A 25,732-nucleotide genomic window follows, 5' to 3' on the forward strand; every position below is an offset into this window, starting at 1 on the left:
CAGGCGTGCCAGTTTGGTGCGCCTTAACGTTTGTAGGGTTAGAGATATGAAAACCTATTCCATGACCCCAGGTGATATCGACAAGAAGTGGATCTTGATCGACGCCGAGGGTATCGTGCTGGGCCGCCTGGCCTCCATCATCGCCATGCGCCTGCGTGGTAAACACAAAGCTGCGTTCACACCGCACATGGATATGGGCGACAACGTTATCGTTGTTAACGCCGATAAAATCCAGATCACCGGTAAGAAACGTGAAAAGCCACACTACTGGCACACGGGCCACCCCGGTGGGATCAAATCGCGCACGACGCAAGAGATCCTGGACGGCAAGCACCCCGAGCGGGTTGTGACCCAAGCTGTCAAGCGGATGTTGCCCGGCAACAAACTGTCGCGCCAGCTGATGACCAACCTGCGTGTATATGCAGGCGGTGAGCACCCCCATGAGGCCCAGGCACCAGACGTTCTGGACGTGGCCGCCATGAACAAGAAAAACACCCGGAGCTGATACCGATGGCTGATCAAATCAACACTCTCGAAGATCTGGCTGCGGCCACCGGCGTCCCCTCGGGCGACGAGACAACGCTGCTGGACACTTCGGCCCCCCGTGAGCCCGTCCGTGACGAGCTGGGTCGCTCCTACGCTACTGGTAAACGTAAAGATGCGGTTGCCCGCGTCTGGATTAAACCAGGTTCCGGTAAAGTCACTGTTAACGGTCGTGAACTGAACACGTACTTCGCACGCCCTGTGCTGCAGATGATTCTGCGCCAGCCGTTCCAGATCACGGATCGCGAAGACCAGTTCGACGTTATGGCGACTGTCAAAGGCGGCGGTCTGTCCGGTCAAGCTGGTGCGGTTAAGCACGGCATTTCCAAGGCTCTTCAGCTGTACGAACCCTCCCTGCGGGGCGCGCTCAAAGCGGCTGGTTTCCTCACACGCGATAGCCGTGTGGTGGAGCGGAAGAAATACGGTAAGCGCAAGGCGCGCCGGAGCTTCCAGTTCTCCAAGCGTTAAGCTTTTGGAAATACGAATTAAAAAGGCCACGCTCAGCGCGTGGCCTTTTTTCGTCGATATGATCGTTGCGCAGGATGCGGGAATAGGATTTGATCGACCAAGTCTAATCGGGGGCGCGGGTGAACCAAGAGGCAAAACGGGGTTGGGTACTGGTGTCAGTGCCGCTCCTTTACACGATCTTGCTTATGGCGGCGCCTTTGACCGCGATCTTTGTCTTCAGTTTCTGGAGCCAAGATTTTCTGACGCTCGACACCACGATGACGCTCAAAAACTATCGGGAAGCCTTCAGTGAGCCGCTGTATGCCGAGCTATTGAGCCGTTCCATCAGGATTGCGGGGGCCGTGACTTTGGTGACGGTGGTGTTGGCTTTTCCCGTCGCATATTTCGTCAGTTTCCACGTCGCGCCTGAGCGGAAATCGCTATGGTTGTTTTTGATCACCATCCCATTCTGGACCAGCTATCTGCTGCGTATTTTCCTGTGGAAAGTGATCCTTGGGTTCAACGGGGTTCTCAATACCTCCTTGCAAGGCATTGGTTTCATTGATGAGCCATTGACTTTTATTCTCTATAACGCAAACGCTGTGGTCATCACATTGGCACATGCCTTTGCGCCGTTCGCGATCCTGCCGATCTTCGTGGCTCTTGAAAAAATAGACCGTTCCCTGCTCGAGGCCGCGCGTGATTTGGGCGAAAACGCGGTTATGACGTTTGTGCGTGTGACGCTGCCGCTCGCGATGCCCGGCGTGGTTGCGGCGACGTTGATCGTGTTCATCCCGACGGTGGGTGACTACGTAACGCCGCGCCTAGTCGGTGGGCCAAACGGATTGATGATCGCGAACATGATCCAGACACAGTTTTTGCGGTTGAATAACGCGCCGATGGGGGCTGCCTTGGCTGTGATCGCGATGACGACGGTCACGGTGATGGCGTTGATATTGTTGGCCGCAACACGCAAGTGGATGCGTGGGGGCGGACGATGATTGGGCTGGAGCAAATAATGCGCACGACGTGGCGGAGGGCCCTGTGATGCTTCGGGCCTATGTCATTGCTTTTTTGCTGTTTTTATACGCGCCGATCCTGCTTCTTCCGGTCTTTGCGTTCAATTCCGGGACGGTGATCGCGTTCCCTTTGGATGGGTTCACGCTGCACTGGTTTGCGGAATTGGCGGTGACAAAGGCGTTGCACGAAGCGGTGGTCAATTCACTGATCATTGCGGCCGTGACGGCGGTGATTTCCACGGCATTGGGCGTTGCGGCGGCGCGCGCCGGTGTACGCTACCGCTTTCCTGGTAAGGCCGCGGCGCTGGGGTTGATCATGGTGCCGCTCGTGTTGCCCGAGATTATTGTGGCTGTCTCGCTCTTGGTTGTGGTGGTGCAGATCATGGGGTGGGATTTGTCGATGGGCACGATCATTGCGGCACATGTGTTAATCTGCACGCCTTTTGCGACCGCAATCCTTAACGCAAGTTTCCAAAACCTTGATCCAAGCCTAGAGGAAGCCGCGGTTGATTTAGGTGAAAGCCGGTTTTCAACCTTTCGCCTCATCACGTTGCCGTTGATCATGCCGGGTATCATTGCGGCACTTCTGATCTCTTTCACGATCTCATTGGATGAGTTCATTATTGCGTTTTTTCTGAGTGGATCTGAGCCGACTTTGCCGGTGTATATCTGGTCGATGCTGCGGTTTCCGCGGCTGATCCCGGTGGTGATGGCGCTCGGAACGATCCTCGTCGTGCTGTCGGTGTTGCTGCTGACACTGGCCGAAATTAGTCGCCGCCGAGGCCTGCGCCGGGCGGGCGTCAAAGACAAAGGGGGCTTTCTATGAGCCTGATTTCCATCGAAAATGTGCACAAGCACTACGGTGACTACCACGCGCTACGCGACATTAACCTTGAAGTGGGACAGGGTGAGTTTTTCTCACTTCTGGGGCCGTCAGGGTGCGGGAAAACCACGTTGTTGCGGACGATTGCGGGGTTTGAGGACGTATCATCGGGGCAGGTGCGCATTGGCGGTGCATCAATGATTGGGGTCCCGGCGAACCAGCGCCCCACCAACATGGTGTTCCAGTCCTACGCGATTTTTCCCCATATGAGCGTCGCGGAAAACGTCGGTTTCGGGCTGCGGAAATCATCTCTTTCGGGCGCTGAGAAAGCGGCAGCCGTTGGTGAAGCCCTTGAGATGGTTGGACTAAGCGGGTTTGGTGCGCGGGCGGCTCATGCATTGTCCGGGGGGCAGCGTCAGCGTGTGGCCTTGGCGCGTGCCTTGATCCTAAAGCCCAAGGTTTTGCTGCTAGATGAGCCTCTGAGCGCGCTGGACAAAAAGATGCGTGAGCAGATGCAGTCCGAGCTGCGCCGATTGCAGCGTCAGGTAGGCATCACGTTTATCCTTGTCACGCATGATCAAGAAGAAGCCCTGATCATGTCCGACCGCATCGCTGTGATGTTTGATGGAAAAATCGCGCAGTTGGACCCACCGCAGCAGCTGTATACCCGGCCCGCAAATAGACAAGTCGCGGAATTTATTGGCGTTATGACGTTTTTGCCGGGTAACCGGCGCGCAGATACTCTTGAAGTGGCGGGGCTTGGCCACGTGACGCTGTCGCCAGACCAGATCATCGGCGCCGAGGGGGATGTGCGCGTTGGCTTGCGTCCCGAAAGCATGACCATTTTGTTCGATGATATGGCGGCTGAGCCCGCGAGCCGCGTTGCCCAAGGCACGGTTGAGGACCTTGCCTACTACGGCGATATGACCATGTATGAGGTTCGCCTAGCGGGGGCGCCGCGGCCGGTAACGGTCTCAATGCGGAACTTACCGGGGCGGCCGGTTTTAGCGCGGGGCGATGCGGCGCGCGTGGTTTGGGATCCGGCAGCATTGATGGCGTTTGGTGCCGTGGATTGAAATGTCTGACATTTGATTTGGCTGCCTGATGGCCACCAGAAAAAACCCGAGGGTGGTTTGGTGTCACAGGATTGTTAACGAACCTAGCGTATTCTTTCGGGCATGTATAAATGAGCCACCGCCCGGAGAGGAGATAACACCGTGCAGTCATCGTCCAAACACGTCGCGCGTGACATTTCCTATTCTTTTTCGGCGCAGACCCGTCCGGGACAGGCGTTCATTCGCTCGTTGGAGAACGCGACCGGGCGTCTGCGGCTTATCAAACGGGCCGATGGGTATGAGCGAGAAGTCGGCGCAGGGCGCGACTTTTGGGAGGTGATGGTCGAGCGCTACGGCCTGACCCTCGAACTGCTGGCAGGGTCCCTTGATAATATCCCGCGCGAAGGGCCGCTGGTCGTGGTGGCCAACCACCCCTACGGTATTTTGGATGGCCTGATGATGGGGCACATTCTGAGCGTTGTGCGCGGTGATTTCCGTATCCTGGCCAACCGTGTGTTTCGCAAGGCCGAAGAGCTGAACGAAGTCATCTTGCCGGTCTCGTTCGATGAGACGAAAGCCGGTGTCGCGCTGAACCTCGAAACGCGCCGCACGGCTCTCAAGTACCTCTCAGACGGTGGCGCGATCGGCGTGTTTCCGGGGGGTACGGTCAGCACCGCCAACAAGCCGTTTGGTCGTCCATTAGACCCCAGCTGGCGCAGCTTCACCGCCAAGATGATTGCGAAATCTGACGCCCATGTGGTGCCCATCTATTTCGATGGGGCCAACTCTCGGCTGTTTCAATTGGCGTCCCATCTACACACAACGCTTCGCATGGCGTTGTTGATCAAAGAGTTTAAATCGCGCGTTGATGCGCCGGTGCGCTTGGCGGTGGGGCAGCCGCTCACCCGGGATGCCCTAAATCCGTACCTGCGCGATCCGCGCGGAATGATGGACTTTTTGCGCGCTGAGACTTACAAATTGTCATCCCGTCCGATTGATACATCGCACTACGGGTTCGAATTCACAGAAGTACATAAGCCCAAATCAGGGCAAAAGAACGGGCACGGATGAGCATTGGGATTTTTGACAGCGGGCTAGGCGGGCTAACGGTATGGAGCGCTGTGCGCAACCGCTTGCCCGATGTGCCATTAACCTATTTTGGCGACAGCGCCCACGCACCCTACGGCGTGCGCGATGCGGATGATGTGCATCAACTTACGAAGGCTGCGGTTGAGCGGCTTTGGGATGATGGCTGCAATCTGGTGATTTTGGCCTGCAACACCGCATCCGCTGCGGCATTGCGGCGGATGCAAGAGGCTGGCGTGCCAGAAGGCAAGCGCGTCTTGGGGGTGTTTGTTCCACTCATCGAAGCCATGACAGAGCGTGGTTGGGGCGACAATTCCCCCCCGCGGGAGGTCAACGTCAAACAGGTCGCGTTGTTTGCCACGCCCGCCACCGTTGCGAGCCGCGCGTTTCAGCGCGAGCTGGCGTTTCGGGCCGTGGGCGTCGATGTTGAGGCGCAGGCCTGCGGCGGTGTCGTGGATGCGATTGAAGATGGTGATATGATCTTGGCCGAGGCTCTTGTGCGCAGCCATGTTGACGCGCTGAAACGCAAAATGCCCAACCCCCAAGCCGCGATTTTGGGGTGCACGCATTACCCGTTGATGGAACATATCTTTCAGGATGCCTTGGGCGCGGACGTTAAGGTTTTCAGTCAAGCGGACATTGTCGCCGAAAGCTTGGCCGATTATCTTGAGCGTAAGCCGGAGATGGTGGGCCAGGGACGGGCGGGCGTGATGCTGACGACCGGGGACCCCGACCGGGTATCGCAACGGGCCACGCAGTTTCTGCGTGAACAGATGATTTTTGAGAAGGCGTAGACGATGCGTGGGCTGAAAAAACAACGTCGGATTCAGGTGGTTGCAATTTTGACTGTGGCTTTGATCGGGGCGACCGCGTTGATCGGCTACGCGATGCGCGATGGGATCAACTTCTTCCGCTCCCCCTCGGAGGTGACAGAAGCGCCGCCACCGCCCAACGAAGTGTTCCGAATCGGCGGTTTGGTTGAGGAAGGCACTCTGGTGCGCGGGCAGGGAAAAACGATTACGTTCTCCGTGACCGATACGAATGCGTCGGTCAAAGTAGCTTACACTGGTGTTTTGCCGGACCTATTCGGCGAGGGTGAAGGTATGGTTGGTACAGGTACCTACGTGAACGGCGTGTTCCAAGCCACTGAAATCCTTGCGCGTCATGATGAACAGTATATGCCAGCCGAGGTTGTAGATGCGCTCAAAGAGCAGGGCGTTTACGTTGAGCCCGGTTCTGAAAGCAACTCCTAAGCTGTTGCCTCTGATTTTAGTCGGCGTGCGGTTAACCAACTGTTAACCCGCTCAACCGTTTCGTCCCTCCATTCGCAACCGAGTATGGAGGGTCAGCACCATGCAGTCGGTGCGCGCACTTGCAGAAGATATCATTCGCCGCGAAGGCGGTTATGTGAACGATCCCGATGATCCGGGTGGCGCCACGAACCATGGTGTGACGATTCACACCATGCGACGGCTCGGGTTGGACCTGAACGGGGACGGTGAGATCGATCCCGCGGATGTGCGGCGCCTGAGCCAAGAACAGGCGATTGAGATTTTCATTCAACACTACTTTGATCGGCCCCGTATCGCCGATTTACCGCGCGTCTTACACGCCACAGTCTTTGACATGTACGTTAATGCGGGCAGCAATGCCGTGCGGATTTTGCAGCGATTGCTGAGGGATATGGGGTATGACCTGTCGCTTGATGGTGTGATCGGGCCGCAAACGATCCGCGTCAGCCATATGGCAGTGCGCGAAGGTGGGGATCATTTGGGCGACGCCTACGGGATCGCACGGCGCAATTATTATTACCGGATTGCGGATCGTCGCCCCGCCAGCCGCAAGTTTGCGCGCAGGCGCGATGGCGGTAAGGGCGGTTGGATCCGGCGGGCGGAGGAATTCATCTCAGTCCGGTATCATCTAAGCCCGCAAGAGCATGCCAAGCGTGTCGCGGGGTGGTGAGCATTTTATGAGTATTTTGGGAACAAAGGAGGGCTGGGTATGAGCTTAATTGGCAAAATTTTTGGAGGCTCAGAGGCGGTAACGGCATTGGGGTCGACCGCGCAGGGGGTTGCAGAGGTGTTTACACCGAATGCCACGCGTAAGATGGAGTTAAACCACGAGGCGCAGCAATCGGCGTTATCCCAGCTTGAAACCGAGATGAAAACGATCCGGGACGATTGGTTTGATCGCTTTGTAAACGGGCTCAACCGATTGCCGCGGCCTTTGTTGGCGTTGGGCACTTTGGGGTTGTTTGTCTATGCGATGATGGACCCGATTGCCTTCGCGCAGCGGATGGCGGGTTTGGCGTATATCCCCGATCCATTGTGGTGGCTTTTGGGGGCGATAGTTTCCTTCTATTTTGGAGCCCGTGAAATGCACTATTTCCGCAATCCTTTGCGTGCGGGAGTGGCTGCTCACGAAACCGTTATTTCGGCTTGGCGGAATTCCAAAAAGTCATCAAAAACAGAAGCTAAGAAGGTTGATCCAGAGGTTGAGGCGAACCCCGCGTTGAGCGCGTGGCAGGCAGGTCAGGAGTAAATCCCGAGATCGCTGTTAAAGGGGCATTAGGGCTGTTGCCGCGGCCCTTTTCACAGCCTAGTATTTGGGCATGATCGTAGAACTCGGACACTTCGCCCTTATCGCGGCTTTTGCAGTCGCCATCGCACAAACCGTGGTGCCCCTTGTTGGGGCCCACAAAGGCTGGTCGGATTGGATGGCGCTTGGGCGCCCGGCGGCAAGCCTGCAATTCTGGTTGGTTTTGTTTAGTTTTGGCGCGCTGACGTACGCCTTTGTGACTTCCGACTTTTCGCTGCAATTGGTTGTGATGAACTCACATACCGACAAGCCGATGCTGTATAAAATCAGCGGTGTTTGGGGGAACCACGAAGGGTCGTTGCTGTTGTGGGTCGTTATCCTCGCGCTGTTTGGAGCGACCGCGGCTTGGTTCGGAAACCAGTTGCCGCCGACATTGCGCGCGCGGGTTTTGGGGGTTCAGGGCTCTATTTCCGTCGCCTTCTTGGCGTTCATTCTATTCACGTCTAACCCGTTTTTGCGCCTCGAATTCCCGCCGTTCAATGGCGAAGATTTGAACCCGTTGTTGCAGGACCCCGGTTTGGCGTTCCACCCACCGTTTTTGTACCTTGGCTACGTTGGTCTGAGCATGGCGTATTCGTTTGCTGTGGCGGCCCTGTTGGAGGGGCGCGTCGACGCCGCGTGGGGACGTTGGGTTCGGCCGTGGACCTTGGCGGCTTGGCTGTTTTTGACCATCGGCATCGCGCTAGGCTCTTGGTGGGCTTATTATGAGCTTGGCTGGGGCGGCTTTTGGTTCTGGGACCCGGTTGAGAACGCGTCGTTCATGCCGTGGTTGATTGCGGCGGCCCTGTTGCACTCTGCGATCGTCGTGGAGAAGCGTGAGGCGCTGAAATCATGGACGATTCTGCTTGCGATCTTGGCGTTTGGGTTTTCGCTGATCGGGACGTTTATTGTGCGCTCGGGCGTTTTGACAAGCGTCCATGCCTTTGCGAATGACCCCGAGCGTGGCGTGTATATCCTCGGGATTTTGGTGTTTTTCACAGGCGGCGCGCTGTTGTTGTTCGCCATTCGTGGCGGCGCGATGGAAGCCAAGGGCGTGTTCTCAACCGTGAGCCGTGAAAGCGCGTTGGTGTTCAATAACGTACTGCTCGCGGTGTCGTGCTTTGTGGTGTTCATCGGAACGATGTGGCCGCTGATCGCGGAGATGGCGTTTGACCGGAAGCTGTCAGTCGGGCCACCCTTCTTTAACGCAGCCTTTACGCCTTTTGTCATAGGTTTGGCGGCACTATTGCCCCTTGGCGCGGTGTTGCCGTGGAAGCGTGCGGATGCCGCGCGTGCGATGAAGCCGTTGTGGTATGCGTTGGCTTTGGCCGTGTTCATGGGGGCACTGGTTTGGGCGATGCAGACCGGGCGGTCCGCTGGTGGCCCGCTAGGTGCGGGACTAGGCGTTTGGCTGGTCGTTGGTGCCGGTGTGGATCTATATTTGCGGACGGGGCAAAAGGGCTCTCTCTCGCAGCGATTTGGTCGTGTGGTTCGGTTGCCGCGTGCAGACTGGGGCAAGGCCGTCGCGCACGCGGGTTTCGGGATCACGATCTTTGGTGTTGCTGCCCTGATGGCGTGGGAGCAGGAAGATATCCGGGTCCTCCAAGTCGGTGAGAGCCTGACTGTTGGCAAATATGAGGTTGTGCTTGAGGATGTGTCCCGGGTCGAGGGTCCGAACTACCTCAGCACGATGGCACGGATGCATGTGTATGAGGATGGTCGCGATATCGGCGTGCTATTCCCTGAAAAGCGCATTTATCCAGTGGCGGCGATGCCGACCACTGAGGCCGGGATCGACAACGGTTTTTGGCGTGATGTTTATGCTGTGATCGGTGATCCACAGCAGGGCGGTGGATGGGCTGTGCGCGTCTACATCAAACCCTTTGCGAACTGGATTTGGGGGGGCGCGATTATCATGTCGCTCGGCGGTGTCTTGTCGCTGTCGGACCGTCGGTATCGCGTGGCTGCTGGCGCACGCCGCCGTCGTGAGGTCGCAGCCCAAGGGGTGCCTGCCGAATGATCCGAGCTCTAATTCTGACACTGGCCCTGCTGATATCGGGGCCAGTTTTTGCCGTCCAACCGGACGAAATCCTTGATGACCCAGTTCTTGAGGAGCGTGCGCGCGATTTGTCGGCAAACATTCGGTGCCTTGTGTGTCGCAACGAAAGCATCGACGAGAGCAACGCGGAATTGGCCCGTGACCTGCGGGTACTGGTGCGTGAGCGCCTTGTCGCGGGCGACAGCGATCAGGACGTGATCGATTACCTTGTGGACCGCTACGGTGAATTCGTGCTGCTAACCCCGCAAAAGACGGGCTCGAATTTCGTGCTGTGGTACGCAGGGCCTGCTGTTTTTCTCCTCGCGCTAGCAGTCGCGATTGGATACCTCCGGGGCCGTCAAAACGCCAAGGAAGCCGCTGTATCTGGGCTGTCTGAGGCTGAGGAAGACAGGCTCAAGGCCCTGCTCAAGGACTGACGCAAGGTTTCGCTTTCCTAGCTAATGCGAAGCAGTCAACCTCATGAAAAATCTGGGAGGCATCATGCAATACGAAACCATTGATCTGACGATCACGGATGGAGTGGCCGTTCTTGAACTACGCCGCGCTGATGTGATGAACGCGCTCAACACGCAAATGCGGGCTGAGATCACACATGCCGTGCGCGCCGCAGAGGCAGAGGCGCGGGTTCTGGTTCTGACCGGGGCGGGTCGTGCGTTTTGCTCTGGCCAAGACCTAGGCGACAAAGGGTCGGCCGCGAACCTGAACCTTGAGCGGACCTTGCGCGACGAATATGAGCCGATGCTGATGGCGATATACGAGTGCAAAATCCCAACGATTTCCGCCGTAAATGGAGCAGCAGCGGGGGCCGGGGCGAACTTGGCACTGGCTGCGGATGTCGTCATTGCAACGGAATCGGCGGTGTTCCTTCAGGCGTTTACTCGGATCGGTTTGATCCCAGATGCGGGGGGGACCTATTGGTTGCCACGTCAGATGGGGGCTGCCAAAGCAATGGGCGCCGCTTTGTTCGCAGAGCCGATTTCGGCCCGTGATGCGAGCGATTGGGGGATGATTTGGGAAGCTGTTCCCGATGAAACCTTTGACAGTCATTGGCGCGCGCGTGCGGCGCATTTGGCGAATGGGCCGACAGCGGCCTATGCAAATGTGAAAAAGGCACTGCGTGGAAGCTATGATCATACGTTGTCTGAGCAGCTTCAGGTCGAAGCACGGCTTCAGGGGGAATGCGGACGCACGCGTGATTTTAAGGAAGGCGTTTTGGCGTTCTTGGAAAAGCGTCCTGCGCGCTACGAGGGCCGGTAGAAAACTCTTCCAAAAGAGTTTTCGGGGCCGAAAAGTCTTCGAGAAGACTTTTTCGACGTCACGCGTCGGGCGCGACCAATCCTAGTCCGCGTAGGTAAATTCCGATGCCTGTCTCTAGCAGATCCTCGGGCGGGAACGGTGTATTTGCGCCCGGTGTGCCGCGCGCAAACAGTTCGACAACGCCATGGCTCATCGCCCAGATGTGCGCAGAAAACATCGCGGCGGGGGGGCGTTTTTCAACCGGTATGTTTTCGGACAGCGCGGCTGCCGCTGTTTCCAAGACAGCCTTGGAGCGTTTGACCGCGGATGCGAGTTCTGCGGAGGCGTGCAAGGATACACCGCTTTCGAACATCGCCATGTAGTGGCCGGGGTATTTCCGCGCAAATGCCAGATAGGCACGGCCCGTCGCCTCAAACGCGGACAGTGCAGAAGGGCCGCCGGTGGAATAGGCGTATTCCATCAGGTCGCCAAAGATCATGTGCCCCTGAAAGGCGCATTCGGCGATTAGGTCTTCGCGCCCTTCAAAGTGACGGTAAACGGCGGCGGGTGTAACGCCTGCGCGCTTGGCGGCTTCCGACAGGGTAAAGCCTGTGGGGCCTTTCTCCTCGATCAGCTCAAGCGCGCCATCCACAAGAGCTTGGCGCAGGTTGCCGTGGTGATATCCGCGCTTAGCCACCGGGGTGCCATACCTCTGGTCCGCCCGCGATGTGCGGGTCTAGTGGTAACAGGTCTTTGCCGGGATATTCCAATTGCAGCAGGATTGCGCGAAGCGCGTTGAGGCGCGCGCGCCGTTTGTCATCGGACCGGATGACGGTCCACGGCGAGCTTGCGGAGTGCGGGCGGGCAAAGGTTTCTGAGATTGCATCGGTGTGGGCATCCCAGCGATGCAGCCCCTCTACGTCGATCCGCGACAGCTTCCATTGCTTGAGCGGATCGCTTTCGCGCGCCAAAAACCGGCGCAGCTGTTCCGGCTGAGAGACGTTGAGCCATAGCTTGACGACCGTCACACCATCCTCAACCAACGTGTCCTCAAAACCCTGCACTTGTGCAAAGAAGTGGGCCCGTTGTTCAGGTGTGCAGAAACCGAACACATGTTCGACCACCGCGCGATTGTACCAAGACCGATCGAACAGCACCATCTCACCTGCCGTGGGCAGATGTTGGATATAGCGTTGAAAATACCACTGGCCGGCCTCGGCCTCGGTTGGTTTTGACAAGGCTACGGTACGCACGACGCGTGGATTGAGGTTTTGGCGGACCCGTTTGATCGTGCCGCCTTTGCCCGCCGCATCGCGACCCTCAAAGATCACGACGACGCGCTTGCCTTCGGCTTTGATCGCGGCTTGCGCACGGACCAATTGGATCTGCAGATGCTGCATCTGTGCATCATACCCCGCGCGGTTTAGGCGCGATTTATAGGGCCAATCGGCGGCAAGGATGTCCTTGCGGCCAGCGTTGCGGATCGCTTCGCGCACTGGCTTGGGCGCGTTTTTTTCGAAAAACGCACTGATCGCACCGTCGAAGGGCAGGGTGGCGGGGTCGGTCATGTGAAGTCCCTTTACTTTGCCCTTTATGGGCGCCTCGCGCGGTTAACGCAATCCGGCGCGGGTGGCGGCACGCCCAATCGCATTCACCACTGCTTCGGGGGCGGCGTGATGGGGCATGTGGCCGATACCGGGCAGCACGGTCAGGTGCGCGTCTGGGATTTGATCCACCAATCGGGCCGAGTGGATATCAAGCGGTACAATCGTGTCTGCATCGCCGTGTAGGATTTCGGTCGGCACCGTGATCTGTCCGTAACGGGGCACCATCGTTGCGATGATCGGTTTGAGCGTGTTGATCTGCCGCGCATTCGCCCGCAGCGATATCGGACGCAGGGAGAGGGGCGCGCCGATGGCTTCGGTGTAGCCAGGGGGAACAGGATTGGGGGCAAAAATGGCCTCAACCGCTGCATCCACGCGGGTGCGGGGTGCGAAGGCCGAAATCAGGGGCACCGTCGTCAACGCTCCAAGCCGTGAGCCGTTGATGCGGTAGATCGCGTCCAGCGGTCCGGGCCAAACGTTGGACACCGCCGCCAAGGTCACCAATCCCGACAGCGGTTGGTCCAAGGCCCACGCCAATGCAACCGCGCCGCCATAGCTTTGCCCAACGACAAGGGGCGCATCGGCCCCTAACTGCCGCGCGGCAGCAGACAACAGCTCTGCCTGCTCCGCCGGTGTGTCAGAGGTGGTTGCGGTGATCTGTGCGTAGTGTGCCCGTGTGTGGCCGGTGTAGCCAAGGCCGGGGCGGTCCATGACAATCACGCGGTAGGTGTCTGCCAACCGGTCGACCAGATCAAAGGTAAAATCGCGGGTGTTGCCCGACGCCCCGTGGATCAAAACCACGTCTGGACCCGTGCCCCGCACCACCGCGTGCACGGGCACGCCGCCCACATCCAATATCTGCCCCTCGGGCGGATAGTCTGCCACAACGCGCATCATGCGGCTGTCAAAGGTTTGATCCACGATTGCTCCGCACCCAGCCAAAAGCCCGGCCACTGCTCCGATTTTTACCGCTTTGCGCAGGCCGCTACCCTCCAATCATCTCCATATCGTAGGGTGTGGTTTGATAAATTTGGTTCACCCAGTTTCCATATAGGAGGTGCGCGTGGGATCGCCAGCGGTTGAGCGGCTCTTTGGTGGGGTCATCACCGGGGTAATAGTTCTGTGGCACGTTGATGGGTTTGCCCGCGGCGATATCGCGATCATACTCACCCTTTAGGGTGCCGCTATCATACTCGAAGTGGTTGAAAATATACAGGGATCTGTGATCCACGTCCTCAACCAGACACGGGCCACCATCGTCGCTATCCAGCAAAACCGGCAGACCCGCGGCATAGATTTCGTCGCGCCTCATCTCGGTCCAGCGGCTTACCGGGATCACGCATTCGTCAGAGAAACCGCGCAAATAAGGCGATGCGGGCGCAAGGTTGCGATGCTTGAAACAGCCAAACTGCTTGTGATCCAGCAGGTGTTTTTGCACCCCGTGGAAATGGTTGATCATCGCCATGCCGCCCCAACACACGCCAAGCGTGGTGTGCACATTGGTCTGGGTCCAATCCATCACCTCGGTCAGCTCATCCCAATAGGTGACCTGATCAAACGGCAAATGCTCAATTGGAGCGCCGGTAATGATCAGCCCATCGAATTTGTGCAGTTTGACGTCCTCAAACGGCTTGTAGAACGCCTCCATATGGGCGGGTGAGGTGTTTTTGGAAAAATGCTCCGTCATCTTGATGAGCGTCAGGTCGATTTGCAGCGGTGTGGCCCCGATGAGCCGGGCAAACTGCGTTTCGGTCTGAATTTTTTCGGGCATCAGGTTCAGCAAGCCGATCTGCAATGGCCGGATGTCCTGCCGCGTGGCGGCGGTGCTGTCCATGACCGACACGCCCTCATTGCCGAGAACGTCAAAGGCGGGCAGATCGAGGGGCAGGGTGATGGGCATATCAGCAAGTATCCTTTTGGATCGGATCGTTGATTTAGGCGCGCGTGGCCTGTTTGCCAAGGGCATCGGCCACAAGGTCGGTCACGTCCTTGGCATCGCGGACCTGCGCCACGTCGGCAGCTTGCACCGTCAGGCCCCAATTGCGTGCCATCGCGGCGTAGCGGGACTGACGCGCCTCAATCGCGCGGGCATAGGTAAAGCGGATGAAGGCGTCGGGGTTGACCTCGGCCTCCGTGCAATCCTGCGCAGTCAGATATTCGTGCCAGAGTTGGTCCAAAAACGCGGGCCGGTAGCACATCGGTTTTGGGTCGGCAGAGAACCGCTTGACCAGCGTTTCGGTGTGATCCGGTGTGCCCTCAATCCAGATCATCTGGGTGTGATCATGCAAATGCGCGAGGATTTCGTCATTGGGATCATCGGGATCAACGACCTCACAAATCGACCCGCCCGTGTCGCAGACAAAATGGTCAAAGCCATACAGCTCAATCGCGCGCTCAATGAAATGGTGCGTGTCCAGCAGCGCATTGCGTTCTGCCCGGTGGTGTAATTCTTGTCGGTAGCAGTATTCCGCGTAACTCAGCCCGCCTTTGTCCGGATCACCCGGTTTGCCCAGATAGGTGGCCAGCGGCGCGAGGTTTTCAAAGGTGATGTTCGACCCGATATACACGCTGTCTGAGCGTAGGAGATCCCGCAGAAACGGAACCTTCATCGCCTCGCGCTTGAGGTTGTCGGCGATGAATTCACCCATGTAGGCGGTACCGATGCGGTAATCGATCGAATAGTGAAACCAGCCGTCATCCGCGTGGCGCAAGATGTTGCTTAGGTGGGTTTTTCCCAGCCCCGACATGCCAAAAAACAAAACGCGCTTGTTGGGGCTTTGGTGCCAAGCGGCGGGGGTATCATAGATCATGGCGGGGTCTTTCGTTTGGTCTGCCCCTAGCTACGCGCGCGGGCGCGGGCGCGCAAGCGTGCCATGACCCGCCCATCAAGGATCACCAGCCCCAGTGCGAGGGCGGCAAAGCCTGCGTAGGCGTTGGGGTCCAGCGTTTCGTCCCGGATCCATGCACCAAGCGTGATGGCCACGGGCGGCACCATCAACGTGCACAGCATCAGGTTGCCGCTGCCCGCCATGCCCAACACCCGAAAATAGAGCATATAGGCGAATGCCGTTGCGATCAGCGCGTAATAGAGGATTGCGGCCCATGTGATCGGGTTTTGTGGGACCACGGCGCCGTCAAGGAATAGGGCTGCGGGGATCATCACAAGGCTCGCTCCGCTCAACATACCCGCCGCGGCAACCAAGGGCGACAGGCCCGCCAACCAATGCCGTGCCCAAACGCCCGCCAGAGCATAGGACAAGGTGCCCGTCACGACCGCGACTTGGGCCAAGCTGCGCAGGTCGAACTGCATCAGGGTGCCAAGGCCGATCGCTGTCGCAACACCCATAAATCCGATGCCCACGCCGATCAGTTTTCGTGGAGTGAGCCTTTCGTCCGCCAGAAAAATCGCGGCCACGAGAACGCCGAAAATGGCGGTGGTCGCGTTGAGGATTGAGGTCAGGCCGCTTTCAATATGCAACTGCCCCCACGCCATCAGCGTGAAGGGGATCACGTTGTTCAGCACCCCCATGCCCAGAAATCCAACCAGATGCGCCCGTGTGATCCCAAGGGGCGCGCGGCGGATGAGTGCCACGGTCCACAATGCAGCCGCCGCAATGGCCACGCGATACGCGACCGATGTGACAAAGGGGATTTCATCCAACGCGGTACGGATCGCCAGAAACGACCCGCCCCAAATCGCCGAGAGCAGGATCAGTTCCGCCCAAGCGCGCGGTGAGATGGATTTTTGTGATGTCATGGCAGCGCTCTAGCAAGCGGGACGCACCCAGGCGACCCGGAAGTTGCGACAAACAAAAAACGCCCCAGCGATTGGCCAGGGCGTTTGGGATGGTTTCGGTGGGGTGGGCTTTAGAAGTTGATACCCAAGCGCACACCGACACCGATGGCTTCGCCGTCGGTGAAGTCGATGTCGGTGCTACCAAAGTCAAATTTACGTTCACCCAATTTTGCGTAAGTTACGCCTGTTGTTACAGTAGTGTTGCCTTGAGTGTAGGTCGCGGCAAGACCAATGCTTTGAGAGCCTGTTGTCGGAGCCAGAGCGCTGTTGCTAATGAAGTTGCCTTCGGGTTCAAATCCAAGTGTTACAGCGCCTGACCAAGAATCACTAAATCGTCTGCCTAAGCCGAGCGAATAAGTCGTGCTGTTTTCTTCAAAATTAACATATTCATGCTCGTCCGTGGTTAGATTAACGCCCTTCCATTCGACGTAACGAACTGACCCAAATAGCAGAGTGTTGGCTGCAACACCGGTCTGAAATTCCAGGTTAAGGCTAGCAGGAGTGGTGACGGTAAAAGACTTTGTATCAGATGTTGCTGGGTTAACACCGGTTAGGTCGTCAATGCTTTCGCTCCCCGACAAACCCTGATCAATTTCAGAATTATAGGTGAGAGCAACTCGCATAGCGATATCGGGGCGTTCGTACGCAACGCCTACTAGCCCACCCAAGTCGAATCCACTGTTTGCGTCAAGGCGCATAAAGTCGGTGCCTCTGTACGTGTTAACACTACCAACGATTTTTTGTGCGCGAAGCCCGCCGTGAGCACTCCAATTCTCTGTAACCTTGTAGCGCAACACACCAGTCCATCCTTGACTTGTGATGTTCGCGCCAGGTGTAAACGGCACCCCTGCTAAGCGAATAGGTGCATCGTTGTAATTCACATTTGCGCCGAATGGTTGATCGCCAATAATGGCGAAGCTGAGCTTGTCGGTAACGTCCAGCTTGATGGCAGCGCTCCAAGGCACATAGGTGTCCAGTGGGTCGGAACCCGCGACAGGCCCAGCCGCCACACCAACAGAGGGTTCCACGGAGCTGATGCCAAACTGAAAATAGCTGCCTGTCTCGCCGCCCTTCTCAAATAGTGGCCCTAGGAATTGGCCGGACCGGTCGATGCCGCCCGCGAGGGCAGAAGTAGCAGTAGCGGTCGTGAGTAGGGCCGCAAGCGCGATACGTTTCATGATTGTCTTTCTCCCAAGTTGCGCACCGTGAGTTGGCGCGGCAGAGCTCCCCCGCTCTGGTCCATTGCTTCTTAGTTGAGCTAAATTGAAACCGTCAAACGTTACCCAGCGTAAAAGGGCTTTAGCGCCTTTGTGGTATGACAACGGTGGCAAATATACATCAACCTCAGGGTGTAAGTTGGTTAACGCGAGGGGTTATCCGGTCCGAGGCTGGCTTAACCGCTTTTCACCCCGTGCGGCGGTCAGGACGTTCATGTAGCCGGCTGCGAAGATGATGACCCCGCCCGAGAGCGCCCATAGATCGAACGGCTCTGCGTAGAGCCAGATGCCAACAAAGGCGATGACCGGCAGGCGCACAAAGTCGAACGGCATCACCACAGAGGCGGGTGCGCGGGACAGTGCTTGCGTCATGCACAAATGGGCCAGCAGCCCGGCCATCGCGATCAGCACCAGCCAAGGCGCCACTGTGGCGGAGGGCAGGGCGATATCCCCATCAAAACCTGCGCAAATCAGGCCAAAGACCGCCTGCATCAGGGTCATCCAAAACAGAATGCAGGTCACGCTTTCGGTGCGGGTCAGTCTACGGGTGAACAGGGCCGATACGGCAAAGCCAATGGCAGCGAGCCCCGCGGCCACCAAACCCCATGACGGCGCGGCCTCCCACGGGCGAGCGACGAGTGCCACGCCGATCAGCCCAAGGCACACAACGCCGAGACGGTCCCAAGTGATCCGCTCACCCAAGATGAGTGGCGCGAGCAATACGACCCACAGCGGCGACGTGAATTCGAGCGCAAAGACCTGCATCAACGGCACCATCGTTATGGCGAAAAACCACAGGTTTTGGCCCGCGAAATGGCCGATGTTACGGATTGTGTGCAGGCCCAGCGTGCGGTGGGTAATCGTGTGGGATGTGCCCAACAGCTGTGCCCCTACGACAACGACGCAAATGCCCACGATGGACCGAAAGAGCATAATCTCAAACGTATCAAGCTCATGGCTGACGGCGCGCCCGGCAACCGCCATTGAGGTGAACGACACAATCGCGCCCAGCATCCAAAAGGCGGCCTGAGCCGTGGGGCCAAAAAGCGGGATATCGGTGCGTGCGCGGATCATAAAAAGGGTGGATCACGCCGCGCGGGCATGGTCAAGCGTGCTTGACCTTGGGGCGGTTTGATAAGGCCAATTTTCGGACTTCGATAAGCCAGATGCGCCGAAATGCGCAAAAATCATCCCCGCGATGCGATCACGAATTGACGGAATCGCATCGCGTGAGGGACAAGCGAGGCGGGAGGCGTTATGCGCATAGACAACTTACAGTACTGCAACTGGTCTCAGACCGTCTTTGAACAGATGCATCAAGGCGGGCTGACGGGCGTTCACGTGACAGTGGCCTACCACGAGACGTTTCGCGAAACCGTTGCGAATCTAGAGCAGTGGAACCGCTGGTTCGAACGCTTTCCTGAGCTGATTTTTCCCGGTCGGACGGCGGCTGACCTCAAAACGGCTGAGGCTACTGGACGCACGGCGATCTTTTTTGGGGCGCAAAACCCTAGCCCGATGGAGGATGACATCGGCCTAGTCGAAATCCTGCACCAGCTTGGCCTGCGGTTTATGCAACTGACCTATAACAACCAATCGCTGCTCGCGACCGGGTGTTATGAAGAGGATGACACGGGGCTGACGCGCATGGGGCGTCAGGTCGTGACCGAGATGAACCGTGTGGGCCTTGTGGTGGATATGAGCCACTCTGCCGATCGCTCGACGATTGAGGCGGCGGACCATTCAAGCCGTCCCATTGCGATCACACACGCCAACCCCGGCTGGTGGCACGCCGCGCGGCGCAACAAATCCGACGCGGTTTTGGACGCGGTTTTAGGGCCCAAAGGGGATCATGGTGGGATGCTGGGCTTTTCGCTCTATCCGCACCATCTGAAAGGCGGCACAGATTGTTCGCGGGCGGATTTTTGTGAGATGATCGCGCGAACCGCTGATAAGTACGGTGCTCATTGCCTCGGGATTGGGTCGGACCTGTGTCAAGATCAACCTGACAGCATCGTGGAATGGATGCGGGTGGGGCGCTGGACCAAGGAAATCGATTACGGTGAAGGCTCTGCATCTGCGCCCGGCTTTCCGCCGCAGCCTGATTGGTTCCGCGATAACCGCGACTTTCCGGGCCTTGCAGAGGGTTTGGCTGCCGCCGGATTTGACGCAGGCGAGGTCGCGGGCCTGATGGGCGGCAACTGGGCGCGGTTCTACGAGACCAGCTTTGGACCGGTGGATGGCTAAGCGCGCATCCCCTCCGCTGGCCGGTGCGATGTCCGGCCTACGCCCGCCAAGCAAGGTGATGCGGCTAGAGCGGATGGGGTGTTTTCATGCCTCGCCTCTTTCATTCATGCGGCAACTGACGGCGCGCGCGGTGCGCGATGATTGGCAGTTTTCCATTGCCGATTGGCAGGTGGATGCGCAGGGTGTGGGGCACGCGGTTTTGCGTGCGCAGACGGCGGCGCGGACATATTCTTTGGTCGCGTTTTTTCATGATTTGCCGGATGAGCTTCGCTCGGACCGTGTGATTGCAACGGCTTGGGATGCGACGTTCACGTTGTTTGATGGGGTGCCTGACGCCGCCGATCTGGCGCGGCTTGCGGCAAATGTCCCTGTTCAAGAGGCGGGCCGGATTTCGGAAACCGAGCTGACGTTGAGCCGAGCCAACCGCTCCGTCAGGTTGTGGGAAAAAGTGGTAAGTGCCCTTGCTAGTGGGCAGCAGCCTGACACGGATGAGTTGGCCGAAGTGGGCTATTTGATGCGCACGACAGCCGTCTATGGTTCCGGCAAGTTTGGGGCGGCGGACTACGACACGATCTCTACCCGGGCGGAAGTTGCCGCCCCGTTTCAGGTTGAGATGCTGACCGTCTATTTGATCCGCTGGGCCGTGACGGAACTGGTTCAACACATGGCTCGCGCACAGGCGGCGGCACAGGGCATCAAAGCTGCGACCCTTGATCCCGATATCGCCCGGGGCCTCGGGATAGGCAATTCGACCGGCCTCGGCATGGCGCCGTTTTTGATGACGCACCCCAAATTGATCAACGCATGGATCAGCGCGAGAGAGAACGCCTTGGCGTCCGTGCGCGCGCAAAATGCTCCAGACACAGAGGCGTGGGCATTGGTCCTGACACTGGCGCAGATCATGTCAGCAAAGGTTGCGACGTGGCGCACCGACCACCCCCGCCAACAGGTGCGCGACGCGGGGTTGGCAGATGATTTGGTGCGGATCATCACCCGCTTGGATGCCGGAGTGACCACATGGGATGCACTGATCAACTGGGCCGAAACTGCGTTAACGCTTGAGGGGCAAGAGTGGTTGGTCAGCGCGATCCTAGAGCCTTATGCCGCCCAATTAGAAGAAATCGCCGCCGAAATGTCCGTACCGACCGAGGCGCACAGGATCGACGGACAAATGACTGTCGGCGCGCTTAAGGCTCTGATTGCGCATCACTATCCGTGGGCAGTTGCGATTGACTGGGCCGCGGCTGAGGCGCAGGCGCGGGTCTGGTACACCTCTGCCGAGAAGCTTGAGCCGCGCTTGGGCGAGCGCTGTGAGGAACCGGTTGAAGACTATGAGCAACCTTTGGCACCCGGACGCGACATTGCGAAGTTGCACGCGATGCTGCCCGCTTGGCCCGAGGACGCGCCGGTGGCTGCATTTGCCTTGGCCAACCCCGCGTTGCGACACGCTTTGCGGCGGGTGCAGATCATCGCGGAGCATCCGTTTGGGGAAATCCAAGACAATACAATCGCCGCGGACATGATGCCGATCGACCTTTTGCGCGCGAAGCTTTCGTTCTTTGGGGCGCAGCGGTTTGACCCGCGCTCAGACCGGTGGGTGCGGATCTGCATGTTCGCCGGTGCGCCTTTGCCCCCTGATTTATCTGCGCAATCCGAATGTCGCTGGCCCTATTGGCAAGCTCCGTGGGAGGGGGCGTGAGCCTGACTTTGCGGGAGATGTCGCTCTCGGAGGCGGGGGCGCTGGCGTTCAAGGCCGCGCGGGGCGCTGGCATGGATTGGGGCCTCGCAGAGGAAGCGCGCGCGAGTGTGACGTGGGTCAACAGTCGCGGTTTGCCCGGATTGGCGGCGTTGCTATCCGTCTTGGAGGCGGGGCTAAAGCCTTTGCCCGGCGGGGGGCACAGCCCAGCGGACGTGGTGGGCCTATCGGTGCTGCACGCAGGGGCGGCCTTGTCGGATCACGGGCGCATACCGCCTGAGGGCCTGCACTTGCCTGCGGTCGTTGGCGCCGTTTTGCTGGTGCCGTTTGTGGCGCATTTGCCGGGGCTCTATTCGGTGCAATGGCGTACGTCAGATGCCGCTGCGCAGGTCACAGTGCGCGGTGGGGCTGAACCCTGTCTTTGGTGCGCAGGATCGATCGAAACCGATGGGGCCGCGCGCGTTTCGATAACACCACTGGCGGATGCGCCGACGGGTGCGCCCATCGCGCGGTCAACCCGCGCCTTTGTGCACCCCGATCAGCTAAATCGGCTGGAAGGTTTTGCTGCCGCAACTTATGCTCCCGCGACTGAGGCATCGCGTGCACGCGGGGCCGGGGGCGCAGACTAATCGGCCACGACCATTGTCGCAGGCCCCCGATAATAAATAGTTTACCGAGGAATAAACCATGAGTGAGACCGAAAACCTGTCCCTGGCGGCCATTGAGGCATTGTCGTTTGACGCTTTGCGCCGAGCGGGTGCATCCGAGGCCCAAGCGCGCCCTCTCGCGCGGGACACGGCAGTGACCGAAGCGATGGGCGTGGCCTCCCACGGGTTGGCTTACATCCCGATTTACGCGGAGCATTTGCGCTGTGGCAAAGTGCTGGGAGAGGCGGTTCCATCGGTCGAAACACCGCGCCCTGCGGCGGTTGTTGTTTCGGCTGGCAACGGGTTTGCTCATGCGGCTATTGATGCGGGTCTGCCGCTAGCCATGGACGCCGCCCGCAGCCAAGGGATCGCGGTTTTGTCGATCCGGGAGAGCTATAACTGTGGTGTTCTTGGCGTGCACGCCCTGAGGATTGCACAATCCGGCTTGGTGGGCTTGTGCTTTACCAACGCGCCCGCGTCCATCGCGCCATCGGGCGGGGCGACGCCGGTTGTCGGAACCAACCCAATTGCCTTGGGGGCGCCAGACGGTGCCGGGGGCGCAAGCCTTTTGATCGACCAAAGTGCCAGCGCCATCGCAAAATCCGAGGTCATGAAGCACGCGCGTGAGGGCAAGCCGATCCCGGAGGGTTGGGCGCTGGATGCTGAAGGGCAACCGACGACGGACCCGAACGTCGGCCTCAAGGGTTCGATGGCGCCGGCTGGTGGCTATAAAGGTGTCGGCCTTGGGCTGATCGTTGAGACGTTTGCCGCCGCGCTAAGCGGGGCGGTTTTGGGCAAAGACGCGAGCCCGTTTTCGGGGCCAGTCGGTGGGCCACCGGCCACCGGCCAATGCTTTGTCCTGATTGATCCCGATGCGACAAGCGGTGGGGAATTTGCGGGGCGTATGGCTGCGTTGACGCAGGCGATTACGGCGCAGCCCGGTGCACGGTTGCCCGGTGTGAACCGCCAGTCCGCGATGCAGCGTGCCGCGCAAAACGGTGTGGATGTAAGCGCAGCAATCCTGGAGCGCGTTCGCGCGATCTAAGAGCCAGAAACGAAAACGCGCGGCTTCAGGGCCGCGCGTGATTACATTCCGACGGGCCAGCGTTTATCCGCGCCACGTCCGGACATCACCACAATCCATGTGCACAAAGTTAGATCCGTAGTACCGACCAACCCCACCTGCGCGGCAGGATTGCGCGGCCTTTGCAACCTGCGCAACACTGCGGCTGGTGAGGCGCAGATCCGCGGCTTGGCCCTTCATGTGGAGCGAATTGCGAGCAACCCCGCGGGATTTTGACCGAAGTCCGTTGTTCGTTTGGGGGGAGCGATAGCCGGACAAAAGCGTGTAAGCCTCAGTCGTGCCGGTCAGACGGTGAACGGCGGCCATAATGTCGATTGTGCGGTTGTCGATTGCGATGGCCTCATTGCGACGCCAATCACGCATAAACCAATTCACCTCTTTGAGGGCGTCTTTGACGTAGTCGCCGTCGATCCAGTAGATGATGTCGATTTTCTCGCCGGTGCGAGGGTTAGATGCGCGATAGCGTCGAATATCACCGCTGCCGCGCAAAAAGCCTGCGGCTTGCGTGTAAGTGGGCGCTGCCGTCACCAGTGTCGCGGCGAATGCCCCGAGTAAACCCCGGCGGGAAAAATCCGTGCTCATATCGTACCGTGCCTCTGTCTCTCGCTTACATGCCGGTAACCCGGCTATTTTTGCGCCTCATCCCCATGTGACCCGCACTCTATGACATGATTGAAATGAAGCTCAAAGCCGCATTGGGTCAAAAACGTCAAAAGTACGCATAATTGGGCGAGTTTCCGCGCATTGATGAGACCGTGCCCCGAAAACGGGGCCAAATCGTGGCAAAGCGGGGCGCAAAACGCGGCTTTCGGCGTGGCATATTCTGGCCACGATGCAGGTGTAAAAGCAGAACATTGCGATAACGTGAATGGACATGCGATTTGTGTCGTTTATCCTATGTTAAGTCAAAGATGCGACACCGACGATGCGGGCAGGAGGTCTGAAAATGGCGGGAAAAACAGGCACGATGAATGTGACGCGGCGCGCGGCATTGGGTATGGCAGTTGGCTCGGCCGTAAGTGTTGTTCAGCCGGCCAATGCTTTGGTGTCTGCCTTTACGCAGGCGATTGCCGAAAAATCCGCGCAAACGCCGGCTTTGGCTGCATTTTATCGGGCGCGTAATTTTGAGCCATTATGGATGGATGCGGCGGCGGGCGACCGGCGCGCTGCCTTTTTATGGGCGCTTGATACGGCGCTGGATCACGGCTTGCCGCGCGCGCGCTATGATGCGGCCGAGGTCCGCGCGGCATTTCGGGCGGCGGATAACCCCCGCGCACAAGGCTTATTGGAAGTCGCGCTGAGCGAGATGTTCGTCGCCTATGCGAGTGATGTGTCCTGTGGCGTGACCGAGCCGCGTCAGATTGATCCAGGCCTTGTCCTGAAGAAGCCCAGCCGCGACCCGCTCGAAACGCTTACGGGCTTTGCGGGTGCGGACCCACATCAGTTTATCAAGGGCTTATGGCCGCCGTCTCCAACCTACGTGCGCCTTTTACGCGAAAAACTGCGACTTGAGACCGTGCGCGAAGCGGGCGGCTGGGGGCCGGACGTACGCGCGCGCAAATTAGAGCCCGGCGACACCGGAGACGCTGTGATTGCCTTGCGCAACCGGTTGATCCGTATGGGGTACATGGAACGCTCTGTTGTGCGCAGTTTTGACGCGACGCTGACATCAGCCGTGCGCGCGTTTCAGCTGGACCATGGGTTAACCCCCGACAGTACGGTCGGCCCGGCCACGCTCAAGGCGCTGAATGTATCGGTTGAGGGGCGGTTGGGGCAAATCCTTGTCGGGTTAGAGCGGCAGCGCTGGATGAATAAGCCCTTGGAAAAGCGGCATATCCTTGTGAACCTTGCTGATTTCTACGCCCGTGTCATTGACGATGGTGAGCAGAGCTTTGAAACCGTGGTCGTTGTCGGGGCCAACGATGAGGACCGCCGCACGCCCGAATTCTCGGACCGGATGGAGTATCTGGTCATCAATCCGACGTGGCACGTGCCGCGTTCCATTGCGACCAAGGAATATCTGCCGGTGCTGCAAGAAGGTGGCGCGAGCTACCTACGACTGTTCCAGAATGGCGCAGAAGTCAGTCGCGATGGCGTCGATTTTCTGGAATTCGATGCTGAGACCTTTCCTTTTGACCTCAAACAACCGCCTTCGCCGGGAAATGCACTGGGCTTGGTCAAGTTCATGTTCCCCAACCGGTGGAACATTTACTTGCATGATACGCCATCTAAATCGCTGTTTGGGCGCAACGTTCGGGCGTTTTCCCACGGGTGCGTGCGGGTTCAAAGACCATTTGAATTGGCCCATCACCTTTTGGCGCCGCAACAACGTGATCCGGTTGGCTTTTTCCAAGCCACCCTTGATACGGGGGAAGAAACATATGTCTATTTGGATCAACCCGTTGGCGTACACATCGTGTATTGGACCTCGTGGGTGACGCCAGAGGGGCGCGTGCAATTTCGCGATGATGTTTACGGCCGGGACCGTGCGGTGTTGGCGGCGCTTGAGGATGCAGGCGTCGGTTTGCGCGGCGACTTTAGCTAGACGGGTCGACCATCCTGCGCGCGGCGCTGGCCTTGATCGTCTGGCGCGGGT

At 58.6% G+C, this 25,732-nt stretch carries 27 protein-coding genes; 18 read left to right on the forward strand and 9 right to left on the reverse strand.

Features of this window, described 5'->3' with window-relative positions; translation table 11 throughout:
• Nucleotides 1-46: 46 nt before the first annotated feature.
• From rplM to PM04_RS00810, 13 genes are all read left to right on the forward strand, one after another.
• Nucleotides 47-505, forward strand: coding sequence for a 50S ribosomal protein L13 (rplM, locus tag PM04_RS00750; protein ID WP_038002689.1), 459 nt, complete (start codon nucleotides 47-49; stop codon nucleotides 503-505).
• A gap of 5 nt (nucleotides 506-510) precedes the next feature.
• A complete protein-coding gene (rpsI, locus tag PM04_RS00755) occupies nucleotides 511-1,011 on the forward strand; it encodes a 30S ribosomal protein S9 (protein WP_038002691.1) in 501 nt (166 codons plus the stop codon).
• A gap of 185 nt (nucleotides 1,012-1,196) precedes the next feature.
• Nucleotides 1,197-1,991 (forward strand): ABC transporter permease, encoded by a 795-nt coding sequence (locus PM04_RS00760; protein WP_081945980.1) that lies wholly within the window; start codon nucleotides 1,197-1,199, stop codon nucleotides 1,989-1,991.
• 46 nt (nucleotides 1,992-2,037) lie between these two features.
• Nucleotides 2,038-2,835 (forward strand): ABC transporter permease, encoded by a 798-nt coding sequence (locus PM04_RS00765; RefSeq protein ID WP_038003794.1) that lies wholly within the window; start codon nucleotides 2,038-2,040, stop codon nucleotides 2,833-2,835.
• Nucleotides 2,832-3,908, forward strand: a complete 1,077-nt coding sequence (locus PM04_RS00770) for an ABC transporter ATP-binding protein (protein WP_038002694.1) — start codon at nucleotides 2,832-2,834, stop codon at nucleotides 3,906-3,908. Before PM04_RS00765 ends, PM04_RS00770 begins: the two co-directional genes overlap by 4 nt.
• Nucleotides 3,909-4,049: 141 nt before the next feature.
• A complete protein-coding gene (locus tag PM04_RS00775) occupies nucleotides 4,050-4,958 on the forward strand; it encodes a lysophospholipid acyltransferase family protein (RefSeq protein ID WP_038002696.1) in 909 nt (302 codons plus the stop codon).
• Nucleotides 4,955-5,767: a glutamate racemase gene (locus PM04_RS00780; RefSeq protein WP_038002698.1), complete on the forward strand. Its 813-nt coding sequence runs from the start codon at nucleotides 4,955-4,957 to the stop codon at nucleotides 5,765-5,767. The genes PM04_RS00775 and PM04_RS00780 overlap by 4 nt, the downstream gene beginning before the upstream one ends.
• 3 nt (nucleotides 5,768-5,770) lie before the next feature.
• A complete protein-coding gene (gene ccmE / locus PM04_RS00785; RefSeq protein WP_038002700.1) occupies nucleotides 5,771-6,226 on the forward strand; it encodes a cytochrome c maturation protein CcmE in 456 nt (151 codons plus the stop codon).
• A 100-nt stretch (nucleotides 6,227-6,326) separates the two neighbouring features.
• Entirely contained in the window at nucleotides 6,327-6,935 is a 609-nt protein-coding gene (locus PM04_RS00790; protein ID WP_038002702.1) for a holin-associated N-acetylmuramidase, read from the forward strand.
• Between the two features lie 39 nt (nucleotides 6,936-6,974).
• Entirely contained in the window at nucleotides 6,975-7,514 is a 540-nt protein-coding gene (locus PM04_RS00795; protein ID WP_038002705.1) for a holin family protein, read from the forward strand.
• 70 nt (nucleotides 7,515-7,584) lie between these two features.
• On the forward strand, nucleotides 7,585-9,570 hold the full coding sequence (locus PM04_RS00800; RefSeq protein ID WP_038002707.1) for a heme lyase CcmF/NrfE family subunit: 1,986 nt from the start codon (nucleotides 7,585-7,587) through the stop codon (nucleotides 9,568-9,570).
• Nucleotides 9,570-10,025, forward strand: a complete 456-nt coding sequence (locus PM04_RS00805; RefSeq protein ID WP_038003796.1) for a cytochrome c-type biogenesis protein — start codon at nucleotides 9,570-9,572, stop codon at nucleotides 10,023-10,025. Before PM04_RS00800 ends, PM04_RS00805 begins: the two co-directional genes overlap by 1 nt.
• Nucleotides 10,026-10,089: 64 nt before the next feature.
• Nucleotides 10,090-10,866 (forward strand): enoyl-CoA hydratase-related protein, encoded by a 777-nt coding sequence (locus PM04_RS00810; protein WP_038003798.1) that lies wholly within the window; start codon nucleotides 10,090-10,092, stop codon nucleotides 10,864-10,866.
• A gap of 58 nt (nucleotides 10,867-10,924) precedes the next feature.
• Here PM04_RS00810 and PM04_RS00815 read toward each other — a convergent pair whose 3' ends face one another.
• From PM04_RS00815 to PM04_RS00850, 8 genes are all read right to left on the reverse strand, one after another.
• On the reverse strand, nucleotides 10,925-11,542 hold the full coding sequence (locus PM04_RS00815; RefSeq protein WP_038002709.1) for a TetR/AcrR family transcriptional regulator: 618 nt from the start codon (nucleotides 11,540-11,542) through the stop codon (nucleotides 10,925-10,927).
• The gene (ppk2, locus tag PM04_RS00820) at nucleotides 11,535-12,413 is read right to left on the reverse strand and encodes a polyphosphate kinase 2 (RefSeq protein ID WP_038002711.1); all 879 of its coding nucleotides are present in this window, start codon (nucleotides 12,411-12,413) and stop codon (nucleotides 11,535-11,537) included. The genes PM04_RS00815 and ppk2 overlap by 8 nt, the downstream gene beginning before the upstream one ends.
• 42 nt (nucleotides 12,414-12,455) lie before the next feature.
• Nucleotides 12,456-13,370, reverse strand: coding sequence for an alpha/beta fold hydrolase (locus tag PM04_RS00825; protein WP_234702831.1), 915 nt, complete (start codon nucleotides 13,368-13,370; stop codon nucleotides 12,456-12,458).
• 64 nt (nucleotides 13,371-13,434) lie between these two features.
• On the reverse strand, nucleotides 13,435-14,349 hold the full coding sequence (gene metA, locus PM04_RS00830; protein ID WP_038002714.1) for a homoserine O-succinyltransferase: 915 nt from the start codon (nucleotides 14,347-14,349) through the stop codon (nucleotides 13,435-13,437).
• A gap of 34 nt (nucleotides 14,350-14,383) precedes the next feature.
• On the reverse strand, nucleotides 14,384-15,259 hold the full coding sequence (locus PM04_RS00835; protein ID WP_038002718.1) for an ATPase: 876 nt from the start codon (nucleotides 15,257-15,259) through the stop codon (nucleotides 14,384-14,386).
• A gap of 26 nt (nucleotides 15,260-15,285) precedes the next feature.
• A complete protein-coding gene (locus PM04_RS00840; protein WP_038002721.1) occupies nucleotides 15,286-16,206 on the reverse strand; it encodes a DMT family transporter in 921 nt (306 codons plus the stop codon).
• Nucleotides 16,207-16,316: 110 nt separating this feature from the next.
• Nucleotides 16,317-17,423: a hypothetical protein gene (locus PM04_RS00845; RefSeq protein WP_038002723.1), complete on the reverse strand. Its 1,107-nt coding sequence runs from the start codon at nucleotides 17,421-17,423 to the stop codon at nucleotides 16,317-16,319.
• A 195-nt stretch (nucleotides 17,424-17,618) separates the two neighbouring features.
• Nucleotides 17,619-18,536, reverse strand: coding sequence for a DMT family transporter (locus PM04_RS00850; protein ID WP_052068271.1), 918 nt, complete (start codon nucleotides 18,534-18,536; stop codon nucleotides 17,619-17,621).
• A gap of 183 nt (nucleotides 18,537-18,719) precedes the next feature.
• Between PM04_RS00850 and PM04_RS00855 the strand changes: the two genes are divergently transcribed.
• The 4 genes from PM04_RS00855 to PM04_RS00870 are packed head-to-tail and all read left to right on the forward strand — an operon-like array spanning nucleotide 18,720 to nucleotide 23,097.
• Nucleotides 18,720-19,709, forward strand: coding sequence for a membrane dipeptidase (locus PM04_RS00855; protein WP_038002725.1), 990 nt, complete (start codon nucleotides 18,720-18,722; stop codon nucleotides 19,707-19,709).
• On the forward strand, nucleotides 19,702-21,408 hold the full coding sequence (locus PM04_RS00860; protein ID WP_234702830.1) for a hypothetical protein: 1,707 nt from the start codon (nucleotides 19,702-19,704) through the stop codon (nucleotides 21,406-21,408). Before PM04_RS00855 ends, PM04_RS00860 begins: the two co-directional genes overlap by 8 nt.
• Nucleotides 21,405-22,034: a DUF3726 domain-containing protein gene (locus PM04_RS00865; RefSeq protein ID WP_038002728.1), complete on the forward strand. Its 630-nt coding sequence runs from the start codon at nucleotides 21,405-21,407 to the stop codon at nucleotides 22,032-22,034. Before PM04_RS00860 ends, PM04_RS00865 begins: the two co-directional genes overlap by 4 nt.
• A 58-nt stretch (nucleotides 22,035-22,092) precedes the next feature.
• On the forward strand, nucleotides 22,093-23,097 hold the full coding sequence (locus PM04_RS00870; protein WP_038002730.1) for an Ldh family oxidoreductase: 1,005 nt from the start codon (nucleotides 22,093-22,095) through the stop codon (nucleotides 23,095-23,097).
• 63 nt (nucleotides 23,098-23,160) lie between these two features.
• On the opposite strand, the gene PM04_RS00875 is transcribed toward PM04_RS00870, so the two are convergent.
• Nucleotides 23,161-23,718, reverse strand: a complete 558-nt coding sequence (locus PM04_RS00875; RefSeq protein WP_038002732.1) for a DUF882 domain-containing protein — start codon at nucleotides 23,716-23,718, stop codon at nucleotides 23,161-23,163.
• 364 nt (nucleotides 23,719-24,082) lie between these two features.
• Between PM04_RS00875 and PM04_RS00880 the strand changes: the two genes are divergently transcribed.
• Nucleotides 24,083-25,681 (forward strand): murein L,D-transpeptidase, encoded by a 1,599-nt coding sequence (locus tag PM04_RS00880; RefSeq protein ID WP_052068270.1) that lies wholly within the window; start codon nucleotides 24,083-24,085, stop codon nucleotides 25,679-25,681.
• Nucleotides 25,682-25,732: the final 51 nt, after the last annotated feature.

Source organism: Thalassobacter sp. 16PALIMAR09 (assembly GCF_000765485.1).
GTDB classification, from domain to species: Bacteria; Pseudomonadota; Alphaproteobacteria; order Rhodobacterales; family Rhodobacteraceae; genus Thalassobacter; species Thalassobacter stenotrophicus.